The sequence below is a fragment of the Xanthomarina sp. F1114 genome, assembly GCF_026410255.1.
Taxonomy (GTDB): domain Bacteria; phylum Bacteroidota; class Bacteroidia; order Flavobacteriales; family Flavobacteriaceae; genus Xanthomarina.
This window is the reverse complement of record NZ_JAPMLL010000014.1, coordinates 63,090-76,223: the sequence shown is the minus strand read 5'-3', so window position 1 is coordinate 76,223 and position 13,134 is coordinate 63,090. Positions and strand designations below refer to the sequence as shown.

Annotated in this window: 10 protein-coding genes; 7 read left to right on the top strand and 3 right to left on the bottom strand. The window is 34.1% G+C overall.

From position 1 onward, the window contains the following. Nucleotides 1-125: 125 nt before the first annotated feature. Genes OS188_RS12275 through OS188_RS12265 form a run of 3 tightly spaced genes read right to left on the bottom strand, consistent with a single transcriptional unit; the run spans nucleotide 126 to nucleotide 5,778 of the window. Nucleotides 126-2,978, bottom strand: coding sequence for a CHAT domain-containing protein (locus OS188_RS12275; protein WP_267149143.1), 2,853 nt, complete (start codon nucleotides 2,976-2,978; stop codon nucleotides 126-128). Nucleotides 2,979-3,017: 39 nt separating this feature from the next. Beyond that, nucleotides 3,018-3,761, bottom strand: coding sequence for an MORN repeat-containing protein (locus OS188_RS12270; protein WP_267149142.1), 744 nt, complete (start codon nucleotides 3,759-3,761; stop codon nucleotides 3,018-3,020). A 46-nt stretch (nucleotides 3,762-3,807) separates the two neighbouring features. Continuing rightward, the gene (locus OS188_RS12265; protein ID WP_267149141.1) at nucleotides 3,808-5,778 is read right to left on the bottom strand and encodes a hypothetical protein; all 1,971 of its coding nucleotides are present in this window, start codon (nucleotides 5,776-5,778) and stop codon (nucleotides 3,808-3,810) included. Nucleotides 5,779-6,006: 228 nt separating this feature from the next. On the opposite strand from OS188_RS12265, the gene OS188_RS12260 reads away from it, so the two are divergent. The 7 genes from OS188_RS12260 to OS188_RS12230 all read left to right on the top strand — a co-directional run bounded on the left by OS188_RS12260 (nucleotide 6,007) and on the right by OS188_RS12230 (nucleotide 13,127). Beyond that, nucleotides 6,007-6,759 carry an enoyl-CoA hydratase/isomerase family protein gene (locus tag OS188_RS12260; protein ID WP_267149140.1) on the top strand — a complete coding sequence of 251 codons (753 nt, stop codon included), beginning with the start codon at nucleotides 6,007-6,009 and terminating at the stop codon, nucleotides 6,757-6,759. 43 nt (nucleotides 6,760-6,802) lie between these two features. After that, nucleotides 6,803-7,177 (top strand): four helix bundle protein, encoded by a 375-nt coding sequence (locus OS188_RS12255; protein WP_267149139.1) that lies wholly within the window; start codon nucleotides 6,803-6,805, stop codon nucleotides 7,175-7,177. 74 nt (nucleotides 7,178-7,251) lie between these two features. Beyond that, complete coding sequence (locus OS188_RS12250) at nucleotides 7,252-7,848, top strand: acyltransferase (protein ID WP_267149138.1); 597 nt, start codon at nucleotides 7,252-7,254, stop codon at nucleotides 7,846-7,848. Between the two features lie 213 nt (nucleotides 7,849-8,061). After that, nucleotides 8,062-9,384, top strand: a complete 1,323-nt coding sequence (locus OS188_RS12245; RefSeq protein ID WP_267149137.1) for a dihydrolipoamide acetyltransferase family protein — start codon at nucleotides 8,062-8,064, stop codon at nucleotides 9,382-9,384. A 97-nt stretch (nucleotides 9,385-9,481) separates the two neighbouring features. Beyond that, a complete protein-coding gene (locus OS188_RS12240; protein WP_267149136.1) occupies nucleotides 9,482-10,549 on the top strand; it encodes a branched-chain amino acid aminotransferase in 1,068 nt (355 codons plus the stop codon). Between the two features lie 232 nt (nucleotides 10,550-10,781). After that, the gene (locus OS188_RS12235; RefSeq protein WP_267149180.1) at nucleotides 10,782-12,803 is read left to right on the top strand and encodes an alpha-ketoacid dehydrogenase subunit alpha/beta; all 2,022 of its coding nucleotides are present in this window, start codon (nucleotides 10,782-10,784) and stop codon (nucleotides 12,801-12,803) included. A 69-nt stretch (nucleotides 12,804-12,872) separates the two neighbouring features. Continuing rightward, entirely contained in the window at nucleotides 12,873-13,127 is a 255-nt protein-coding gene (locus tag OS188_RS12230; RefSeq protein ID WP_267149135.1) for a hypothetical protein, read from the top strand. The last annotated feature ends 7 nt before the right edge of the window (nucleotides 13,128-13,134 follow it).

The window sequence follows — 13,134 nt, the reverse complement described above, 5'->3', positions numbered from 1 at the left end:
AAAAAGCCGTAGAGGTTTATTTTAAATAAAAGAACAGCTTATTGAATCTTATTTCAATAAGCTGTTTTTGTTTCATAAAGTTATCAAAAATAACAAGTTGAATAGACCTAGATTCTGTGTATTATTTATCTACCATTATAAATAAATGGAGCCCACAATTTAGGTGACTTTCCACGTTCGCCAAATTCCCCTTTAATAAAGGCTCTTTTAATTTCATTTAAAACCATATTTGCTTCCAAATTATTTTGGATGATGTTTGTAAACAGCAACTGCATAGTTAAAGCTGTTCCAGAATCGTCTACAGGCCAAAGTGAAAGAAGAGTGCTGTTAGATCCAGCTACTAAAAATGAGGTGTTTAACCCATTTATACCTTCACCTTCATAGAGTTTTCCAACTCCCGTGTCGCAAGCACTCATAATAACTAAATCTGCATTTAAGTTAAGCTTAGCAATTTCTGGCGCTAATAAAAAAGTATCTTCATTGCCATCTCCATTGTCTGGTTGAGAAAACATTAATCCACTAAATTCAGGAATAACATCACCAGTAAATCCGTGTGTAGAAATAATTAGATTTTTGTATTCTGCTAATTCGCCACTTGAGTTCCGGTTTTTAAAATCACTTTCTGTCATATCCATTCCAGTAACTATTTTTGCATCATTAGCCAGTGTCCCAATATATTGTACCTCTTCTAGTGTTCCGCCTAAATAATTAGCACCACCAAAGCCTATGGCTTCTAATTCTGGTTTAAAGTTATAAATACCTTGATCTATTTTTTTGGATACCGCATCAGATATTTTGTAAAAATCTTCCATATTTCTTACGGTTGCCGTTACATTACCAGAAGGTTGGTATTGGGCACCACCAAAAGCAATTACCGATTTTCGGTCTGCCGCGTAATTTCGATTAGAAATATATTTCCATACACTTACATTTGGTATATAACGCACATTATTTGTGGTTATAAAATAGTTGTTTTTCGGATTAATAAACGCTTCAAAAGGTAAATAGTTGAGTTCTGAGGCAGCGCTTATTATCACATTTTTGTATTGACTAGTAAGGTCTTGAACTGGTAGCAATGTTAGGTTGTACCAAAAATGCATAAAATCGTTTAAAACGTTTTGATAATCTGGTTTGTCTGAATTGTCTAACACATCTCTAGACCACTCTACCAAAGTTATAAAATCGTCCTTGCTAAAATTCTTTTCTTTATTACCAAGACGTACCAACTTACCATTAACATAGTCTACATTGTAGTCTTGCATGTATTTGTTAAGAGAAGGTGGTACTTTTTTTATACGATCTGTATAGGTCTTTTTTAGTTTAATTAAATCGTCTAACGGATAATTATAGCGTATTTCTGCATTGTTTTTAGTAATTGCAGAAATGATTATTTCGCCTGGTTTACCAATGGAATAGGTTAATAAAAGCTCATCGTCTTTCAACATGTTTTGAGCATCATTAAGGCTTGCCGTTGGAATGCTTTTATCTAATAAGTCTCGTAAGTAATTACCTCTGTTCTCTTCTTGAATTTTAAATAGCTTTCCAATTTCATTGGTTTGTTTAAGTCCCATAATTAGAAATTCATAAGTATCAGAAACACGGTTCATATATTCTAGTTTCTGTTTAGCATTTAATGGCTCTTTAACGTTTTCAATTAGAGCAATGCTTTTTTCGAATTGTTTATTGCTATTAATATAATCTTCTTTCTTATAAAAAATTGCACCCAAATTATTATAGGCATGTTGTGCTTTTTGATATTCTTTCTTAGATAAATAATCTTGTGCTACTTCTTCTATAAGTTCACTAGCTTCCGTATAAAAGCCTTGTTCGGCTTTAATAATTGCATAGTTGTTTTTGGTAGATTGGATGAGTGCTTGATCGTTTAATTGATTTGCAATAGTATAAGCTTTCATAACATAACTATGTGCTTTGGCTTTTTCTTCAGGGTCTAAACTAAAAAAATTGCGAGTCCCAATAGTTCCGTATGCTTTTGCTTTAAAATAATCGTTGTTAATTTGATTTGCAATACCTTCAAGTTGATAGGCTGTTTGAATTATTTCTTCATCTTGTGCCTCTAAGGCATTGAGTACATTAATTTTATGAAAGGTCATAGAGGCTTGATGAATAGAAGGATAATCTAGGTTTTTGTATGCGTTTAAAGCTTCGTTGATATCTAAAAGTGCACCACGACTATTAAAGGAATTATTTTTTATAACAGATAAAAAATGAAGTGCGTGGCTTCTTCGCCAATATAATTTAGTATTGTTTTCACTCAACTTCTTAAATTTTTCAAACTGCTCTACACTCGCCTTAGAATTACCTTTATAATATAAACTAACCGCTTTTAAACTTGGTAGTATAGTTTGAAAAACTGGATTGGAATTAGGTAAATTTATATAGTGTGCAAAAAGTTGGTCTAGGTTATCGCAGGTTTTGCCTTGAGTAAAAACTCCATTAACACATTGTCCTAATGCTAATGCTTTTTGATTATCAATTTTTTTGTTTTCATAAAAGCTGGTCCATTTAGTTTTTAATGTTGTTAAATCTTTTCCACTAATTTGTTCTATCAAACTCATGTCATTTACAATATCATCTGAAGTTGGAAAAGTGCTCAACTGTGCTGCCCACTCTAAGTTCTGTAAGGCCGAATCGGTATTCCCCTTTAAAAAGTCTATATATGCTTGAGTATAATAAGCATACTCTAATAAAGGCTGAATATTGATAGCTTGTTGGTTAGCAGATTGGGCAGCATTTAAATCATTGTTTAAAATTTGATAGTAAGCATGTAAATAAAAGCCTGCAAACTCATCTGAGAAGTGTGTCATTAAATCTTCACTTCCTTTTTTCATCTTTGCTAGATCTTTAGTGTCATAACCTTCTATATAATGATTATAATAATCATTAAATGTATTTTGAGCAATCGCTACGTTTGTTACAGCAAATACCAAACATAAGAGCGTTAAGATTTTATTTTTCATAATCAATATTTTACTTATTTGATGTTTTTTGAACAGGTTTTATATTGCGATGTCTAAACTGCCTTTTTTATAATATCCTTTTTCGGTCACTTTTCCATCTTTATCCATCATAAACCCTAAACCTTCTTTATAATTATTATGCCAAGCACCAATATACTTGCTACCATCATCATAAAAATACACACCAAATTCTTTGCGCAAACCTTGTATGCACTGACCATAAAATGAACTACCTTCATCCCAAATATGAATAATTGGATATGCTCTTCTACCGTAAGCAAAATAGCCTAAGGCGTAAGAACCGTTGTATTTTTCAATTGTAAAACCGTCAAAACTTTCAGAGTTTTTATCAGCATAGTAATCAAAACTATGATTTACTTTATAATCTTTTCCAGTAGCTTTATCATTTTTAAATTGCTTTTCCCATGCAATTTCTCCTCCCGCAATTTTAAATGCAGGACCATTTTTCTCGTTTTTTCGGTAGGTATATAATTCAATACTACCTGAGTTTCGGTCCATAATTATTTTTGTGCCATCTAATTCATGATTCTTATTAAAAGTTTGATAGATACTTTTGCCATCGGTTGTAACTAACATTTGCCCACCAACAGCCAAGCCATCCATTAAAAATCCATAAGTTACATTTCCATTAGCGTCCGTGTTTTCATGAAAAGAAACTAACTCTTTTTTTACTTCTTTTTTACCTACTTGCTTGGCATAGCTAATTTGTGCGAATACAGAACCGCAAAATAATAGCATGACTAACTTTAATACGTTTTTCATAATTATTACATTTTATAGTTTATATTTTTGTTTGATAAGATTAATCTTAATATAAGTTACAGTTGCTTATTAGTTTTGTTTCTGATCTTCTACCATCATCAACAACAAGGGTGTATTTGGTGTTATCCATACTATCTCTATTAATATATACATGGGCTATTTGTGTTGTAATACCATTAACAACCTGTGTAGTTCCTAATATTTTTCTCCTTACATGAACGCCACGCACACTGTAGGTTACTGTAATTAACTCTACTGTATATTGATTGTTTGAAATGCCCAATGCTAAAACAGCACCACCATCATAAGTACAAAATTTACCAATGGCATGTGTAATACCGCCAATTCCGTTTTTATTCATTAATGGGTCGCTTGAAATATTGACATAATCATAATTGTTATAGTTAAGTGTGTAACTATTCCCAAATGTTTTAAACTGACTTAAAAACTGCTTTACCTCTTGTTTTCCTTTGGCTAGCGTTGCTTGTAAAGCTTCTTCATTTTTCTTCATTTCTGTAGAAGTTTTATAAAGTAAAAATGGTGTGATTTCATTCGTTTTTGTATTCACAATATAAGCTGAAGTGTTTTTTACCGCATCATTGTATGAAAAATAAAACTGTGGTGATATGTCTACATAGCCACTAACAAATACCTCATTCCGTTCTGGAAAATACGTGAATGTATACCTCTTACCTGTTCCTGTTAGTAGTTGAAGATTAGAAACCACCTTTTTACCTGTAATAAGGTCTGTAATATTTAGCTCACGACCATTAGTCTCTATAAAATATTGGCCTTGGTAAGTTCCTTCCTCCCTTAAAAACTCTTTTTTGCCTGTTTTTATATTAATTTTATAGGTCGCAAATAGATCTTCTTGAAGAATAATATACTCATCAAAACAACTTAGTATTTTACCTCTTCTATTGAAATTGTCTGGAAATTTAATTTCCTTTCCTGTTAACATATCATAAACATGCCAGCCCATGGATAAATAACGTTTATTGTTTGAGAGGAAATTTTTTTGGCCATAATTTCCTTTAAAACGCTTTTTAAAGGTTTTTGTGTCTAAATTATACGTATAAACACGATAATTTTTATTATTGCAAACCAAAATCTCTTTATCGTTAAGCCAATCTATATATTTATAACCTTCTAGTATTTGCATTGGTTTATTGGGCATTAAAATTTCAGCATTTCTACTAAGATTATTTCTAATCACAGTTTTTTTAAGACGCAGTTGTAAATCTTCATTAGAGAGTAAATTAAATGTTTTAAGGTCGTAATAATTAAGATTGCTAACTACAATGGCTTCATATTCTGGAAGATAGGTGCTAATTTCAAACGATGATTTAGGGTGTTTTGCAGGTGGCTTTAACGCTTCTACCTTAGGGTAATCGTTTGCAATTTTATGATGGATTTTAGATGTTTTGTATTGCGCAAGCTGCGTTGTTAGTTTATTTTTAAAATCCTGTTTATTTATATCATTTAAATAGTAGGCATGGATATACTCACAAGCAATTCCTGATTCTCCAGTCCTTAAGCGCAGTTCCTTTCCTTTTGCTTTGATTTCGGAAATATGAGCTACAACCTGATCGTTTATAGAAAAATATAGTTCATCATCAATTTTATAAATTTGTAGTCTATTATATGCAGAATGATTTACTATAGAAGTCGGTTGCCATTCATTATTATTTTCAATAAATGTGGAATTGTTAATACTACTTACCGCATAATAATCTGCATATATATTTAGATTAGAAGAATATTGAATTGCTAAGCCATAATAACTATCTGAATCCTCATCAAAGCCAAATAATAATTGTGCTAGCTCTTTATTTGGTGTTTTTGTAATTGTAGGCCTAACGTTAGTTTCAATAAAGAAATCACGATTCCAATCGGGTTCAAATGCTAATCTAAACTTTATATCTCTAGCTTCTTTAAAGTTTTCATTGAGAATGTAATCTTGAGAATAGCCAAGAAAACACGAAATGGATAATAAAAATAAATATAAATTTTTCATTCGAATGTATTAATTTAATGCTTTCACATAATTCAGTATGCTTAACAGCTTCAAACCTATACATATCTTGAATAGAATAAAATACGATGAATGTCGTATATTTTGAATCAATAGGTTAAATATCTATGCTTTTAAAGGCGCTTATAAAAATCTTATTAACAAAAAGTAATAATGTGAAGTTTAAGTTTTATTGTAACTTTGAATATTCACAATTTATAATAATTTAAGATGTCTAAACCATACGTAAACGTAGAAATAGAAAACGAAGTAGGCTACATAGAATTCTTCCATCCCGCACACAATTCCTTACCTGGAGATTTGTTAGCTAAACTAGCTAAAACTATAACGGAAGCAGGAGAGAATAATGATATTAAAGTCATAGTATTAAAAAGTGGAGGAGACCGAACCTTTTGCGCTGGAGCAAGCTTCAATGAATTAATCAATATCAATGATGCGGCAACCGGAAAAGTATTCTTTTCTGGCTTTGCAAATGTGATTAATGCCATGCGAAAATGTCCGAAATTTATTGTGGGACGCATTCAAGGAAAAACAGTTGGTGGAGGCGTAGGTCTAGCAGCATCAACCGATTATTGTATGGCAACAAAATTTGCTGCTATTAAGTTAAGTGAATTAAATATAGGTATCGGACCATTCGTGGTTGGCCCAGCAATTGAACGTAAAATGGGATTAAGTGCTATGAGTCAAATTGCTATAGATGCCAATTCGTTTTATGCCCCAGAATGGGCTAAAGAAAAAGGATTATACACACATGTTTTCGATACGACAGAAGCCTTAGACGAAGCAGTTAAAAATACAGCTGAGCATTTATGTACATATAATCCGGAAGCCATGTTAGAAATGAAAAAGGTGTTTTGGAATGGAACAGATCATTGGGATGAATTATTAGCAGAACGAGCTGAAACCAGTGGAAGACTAGTGTTGTCTGATTTTACAAAAGAAAAATTGAAAAAGTTTGAGTAGTTGGAGGGTAGAATGTACCGGGTAGAAAGAAGTTAGATTTCAGATGAAAAGTATATATCATTTTAATTTCGAAGATTTAAAAGTATATCAAAAAGCCATAGAGTTTGTGGAGTTGGTGCATCAACAGTTAAATGATTTTCCTAAAATTGAAAACTATAGATTGTCGGCTCAGTTTGCACGAGCAGCAGATTCCATAGCATTTAATACTGCTGAAGGCTCTGGTAGTTCAGACGCAAGTTTTTTAAATTACTTGAGAATTGCAAGAGATAGTTCTAGAGAATGTGTAGCCGCTACAACAAAAGCTTATTTGAGGAACTATATAAGTTTTGAACAGAGCGAAAATAACCGCTCCTTACTTGTGGAAATAAATAAAATGCTATCGTCTTTAATGAAACATTTGAAAAATAAACCGACGTAATACTAACAACTAAAAACTACCAACTAAAAACTAAATATTAATCAAGCTCACAGCTCAAAACTAACAACTCACACATGATTTACGCATTCAAAGATTACACACCAGTAGTACACGAATCCAGTTTCGTGCATCCTCTTGCAGCCGTTACTGGAAACGTTATTATTGGCAAAAACTGTTATATTGGTCCGGGAGCTGCCATTCGAGGAGATTGGGGACAAATTATTTTAGAAGATGGGGTGAATGTTCAGGAAAACTGTACCGTTCATATGTTCCCTGGAAAATCAATTACGCTTAAGGAAAGTGCTCATGTGGGGCATGGAGCCATAATTCATGGAGCTAATTTAGGTCGGAATTGCTTAATTGGAATGAACTCGGTAATTATGGACGATGCCGAAATTGGAGACGAAAGTATTGTTGGAGCCATGGCATTTGTAAAAGCAGAAACCATTATTCCAAAGCGTAGTTTGGTTGTTGGGAATCCAGCAAAAGTGATTAGGCAAGTAAGCGATGAGATGATGGCATGGAAAACAAAAGGTACCCAGTTATACCAGCAATTACCAGATGATTGTCACGAGAGTTTAAAAGAAGTAGAGCCATTGAGAGAGATTCCGAAAAACATGAAAATGCAGGAAGGAGTTTACGATACGTTGAGGGATTTTATGAAAAAATAAAAATGTCATTCAGAACGAAGTTAAGAATCTTTTTTTTTTAAGATTATCAAGCCCTTGGTTCTCACAATGACAAAATATAATAATAATGTCAAAACTTAAGTTAAAGACACATAAAATGGAATCGTTCTTGGAAAATAGAATTGATTGAAAGTATGAATCCAAGTTGGATGGATTTAAGTTTGAATTGGAATATAGATTTTAATAGATTAAGACATGGAAGATAAAGAGAAATTCCCACGTTCGTGGGAATTGAAGATGCCCAGAATGGGTGAATCAATTACGGAAGGAACCATCATTAGCTGGCTACTATCGGAAGGCGATAGCTTTGAAGAAGGCGATGTTATTTTAGAGGTTGGAACAGATAAAGTGGATAACGAAGTGCCTGCTCCAGTTTCAGGAACTTTGATAAAAATTTTATTTCAAGCTCAAGATGTAGTTCCCGTTGGCGAAGTAATGGCTATTCTTGAGGTCTCAGATAATGTTCCAAAACAGAAGGCTAAACCTGTCACACCTATTGAACTGAAAGAATCTCAACCAAACAAGAAAAAGGCCACTCAACCAAAACCTGTTCAAGTCGCTTCATCTTCAGCTTCATTTTCAACTTCAAATTCCAATACGTTCTTTTCGCCACTAATCATTAAAATAGCCAAAGAACAGCATATCAGTTTTGAAGAACTTGCCAGAATACCAGCTACAGGACATGAAGGCAGACTTCGTAAAAGCGATGTGTTTAATTATATAGAAGAAGGCAGACCATATAAGTTTGCACAAGCTGTTACTCAAGATCCAACAGCCTATAGAATTCCACAATTAACTTTCGATAAAGGCAAAGGGAAAATTATTGAAATGGACCGTATGCGACAAATGATTGCAGATCATATGGTGTATTCTAAACACACTTCGCCACATGTTACGGCTTATGTGGAAGCCGATTTAACCAATATGGTTAATTGGAGAAATGCCAACAAAAAAGCCTTTCAAGAAAAATACGGCGAACGCCTGACTTTTACACCTTTATTTGTGGAAGCAGTAGCGAAAGCAGTTAAAGATTTCCCAAATATCAATGCTTCTGTAGATGGGAGTCATATTATTGTAAAAGAAGCTATTAATATTGGAATGGCAACCGCCTTACCAAGTGGAAATTTAATTGTTCCGGTTGTAAAAAATGCCGATACAAAAGATTTAAAAGCCTTAGCTGAAAATGTTAATGAGTTAGCAAATAAAGCAAGAGAAAATAAATTAACAGCAGACGATATTAAGGGAAGCACGTTTACTATTTCCAATGTTGGAACGTTTGGATCTGTTATGGGAACACCCATCATCAATCAGCCAGAAGTCGCTATCTTAGCTCTGGGAATCATTAAAAAACGAGCTGAGGTCATCGAAACTGAAAAAGGTGATGAAATCGCAATCAGAAGTATGATGTATTTATCTTTATCTTTCGATCATAGAGTGGTTGACGGATTTTTAGGTGGAAGTTTTGTGCGCCGTGTAGCAGATTATTTTGAACAATTTGATATCAATAGAAAAATATAAATGTCATTCTGAGCGATAGCGAAGAATCTCTCATTAAAAGGTTGCTACGTTTCTCGATAGTTATCGGGATTCTATACAATGACAAACTAATATAATTATGAAACACAATATTTCAATAAACAAAGTAGAAAGATCTAGGGTTGATGCTTTAGACTTCAACAACATTCCTTTGGGAACCACTTTTACAGATCACATGTTTATCTGCGATTATGAAAACGGTCAATGGGTAAATCCTAGAATAGAACCTTTAAAATCTATTGCAACCCATCCAGCAGCCATGGCCTTACATTACGGACAAGCTATTTTTGAAGGTATGAAAGCTACCGTTGATGCCCATGGGAACCCTATGTTATTTAGACCCAATAAAAATGCAGAACGCTTGAATTTTAGTGCAGACAGAATGGGAATGCCAGACTTTCCTGAAGATCTTTTTGTAGAAGGTTTAAAGCAATTAGTAGCTTTAGAAAAAAACTGGATTCCACCTCAAGACGGAAGTGCTTTGTATTTAAGACCTTTTATGTACGCAGACGAGCCCTTTATTGGAATGCGTGCAGCCACGCATTATAAATTTATCATTATTGCTTCACCAGCTGGGCCTTTCTTTAGTAAAAGAATCAAGTTATGGGCTGAGAAAAAATATATTAGAGCTGTAGCTGGAGGTACAGGAGAAGCCAAAGCAGCCGGAAATTATGCTGCAGCCATTCGTCCAACAGAATTAGCCAAAGCCAATGGTTACGACCAGGTATTGTGGTTAGACGCTGTAGAACATAAGTACATTCAGGAAGTTGGTACCATGAATATTTTCTTCAAAATTGATGGGAAAATTATTACTCCTGGTAGAGATGGTGCCATTTTAGACGGGATTACCCGTATTAGTGTTATGGAGTTATTAAAAGCCAAAGGTTTCGAGGTTATCGAACGCGCCATAAGTATAGACGAAGTTAAAGAAGCTTCTAAAAATGGTACTTTAGAAGAAGCTTTTGGTACTGGTACTGCCGTTGGAATTGCTTATATTCAAGACATTGGATTAAATGGAGATGTTATTCATGTTTCTAACGAAAGTCCGGTTGGCCTGGATGTCAATAACACGCTTAACGGTATTAAAACAGGAAAGGTTAAAGACAAGTTTAATTGGATGGTTAAGGTAGAGAACGCTATGGTTTAAAAGAATTTGGGCGTTACCATTTGTAGCTTTATGGCAACAAATGGTCGGGCTTTCACTACTCGCTTTTTTTGTATTTTCTGTTTAAACAGAAATACAAAAAAGAGCTCAAACAGACCGTTCAATCCCTAACGCAAAAAATAAATATTAATAGTTAATTAGAGAATTCGTGGAAAATAAGATAAGTAAAGACATACTAGAAAAAGGATTTTCAACTCTTTGTACGGCCAAAGCTATGGCAGAATTATACGAAGCTAATTTTAAGCAAGTATCTAAATATGTACATGCCACTTCTAGAGGGCATGAAGCCATACAAATAGCCTTAGGAATGCAATTATTACCTCAAGATTATGCTTTTCCGTATTATAGAGACGATGCTATGTTATTGTCGTTTGGTGTAACCCCATACGATCTCATGCTGCAATTATTAGCTAAAAAAGACGATCCCTTTTCTGCAGGAAAAACTTATTATTCACATCCTAGTTTAAAAGATGCTGATAAACCTAAAATTCCACATCAATCTTCAGCCACAGGCATGCAAGCCATTCCCGCTACCGGAGTTGCTATGGGTTTAAAATACTTAGAAGAACAAGGTTTAAATAATCCTCATGTCATTCAGAGCAATAGCGATGAATCTCAACTAAATCCAATTTCTGTTTGCTCATTAGGCGATGCCTCTGTAACCGAGGGGGAAGTTTCTGAAGCTTTCCAAATGGCAGTTTTAAAACAAATGCCTATTTTATATTTAGTACAGGATAATGGTTGGGATATTTCAGCCAACGCTGCAGAAACAAGAGCTCAAAATGCCTTCGAATATGCAAAAGGATTTAAAGGTTTGGAAGCTATAACTATAGATGGTGCTAATTTTACAGAGAGTTATCAAGCTATTCAGAAAGTAATTGCAACCATCAGAAAAGAACGTCGTCCGTTTTTAGTTCATGCTAAAGTGCCTTTATTAAATCATCATACTTCTGGGGTAAGAATGGAATGGTATCGAGACGATTTAGAAGAAGCACGCTCTCGGGATCCTTATCCAGTAATCAAACAACAGTTATTGGACAACGGTTTTTCGTCTAAAGAGATTGAAGCTATAGAGAATTCAGCAAAAACAACCGTTCAAACGGATTACGAGAAAGCTTTAAAAGCTGAAGATCCAAAGCCCGAAGATTTATTTACTAACGATTTTGCTCCAACCCCAATTACAGAAGAAAAGGGAGAGCGATCACCAAAAGGAGCAGAAAAAGTGGTGATGGTAGATTGTGCCTTATTTGCTGTGGAAGAACTTATGAGAAAACACAAAGAATGTTTGCTTTACGGACAAGATGTTGGAGGCAGATTAGGAGGTGTTTTTAGAGAGGCTGCAACTTTAGCTCAAAAATTTGGAGACGACAGAGTTTTTAATACCCCAATTCAAGAAGCGTTTATTGTAGGCTCAACCGTTGGAATGAGTGCTGTTGGTTTAAAGCCTATTGTTGAGGTTCAATTTGCAGATTATATTTGGCCTGGCTTAAACCAGTTATTTACAGAAGTTAGTAGAAGCTGTTATTTAAGTAACGGAAAATGGCCTGTAAGTATGATTCTTCGTGTACCCATTGGCGCTTATGGCAGTGGAGGACCTTATCATTCCTCTTCTGTAGAAAGCGTTATTACTAATATTCGTGGCATTAAAATAGCCTATCCAAGTAATGGAGCCGATTTAAAAGGTTTGATGAAAGCTGCCTATTACGATCCAAATCCCGTAGTGATTTTAGAACACAAAGGATTGTATTGGTCTAAGGTGCCGGGAACTCAAGGCGCAACCTCTATTGAGCCTGCAGAAGATTATGTGTTACCATTTGGAAAAGCTTGGGTTTTACAAGAAATATGGAAACAGGAAAATGTGGAAACCATCACCATTGTGTCATATGGAATGGGCGTGCATTGGGCCATGAATGCTTCGGAAGAGCTTGGGATGAAGGATCAAATTGAAGTTATCGATTTGAGAACTTTATATCCATTGGATGAAGAAACCGTAATGAAATCGGTTAAAAAAACCGGGAAATGTCTAGTGGTTACCGAAGAACCTAGTAATAATAGTTTTGCAAGAGCCTTAGCAGGAAAAATTCAAGAAGACTGTTTTAAGTTTTTAGATGCACCTGTAATGACTATTGGAAGTGAAAATATGCCAGCGATTCCATTGAATACAACTTTGGAGCAGACCATGATTCCATCTACAGAGAAAGTTATGACTAAGATAAATGAGTTATTAAATTATTGATTCGAGTTAAATTATAGTTTAAATGTTGAGTAATTTTATTCAAAATTATAAACACTAAAATTTAATATTATGAAAAAAGTGATTTTTATGTCGTTCATGGCTTTATTTATGTCCATGACCTTAACATCATGTAGAGAAGAAAATAAAACTCAAAAAGAAGAGTTGATAGAAGAGATGCAGGCTAAAGATGCAGATATCGAAGTAAAAGATCGAGCTACAGACACTAAAATTAAAATGGAAACCGAAGATAAAAAGGTGAAAATTAAGGAAGGTGACGACGGCGATACAAAAATAAAAGTCAAAGAAGACAATGATGGTTCTTAAAAAGGAA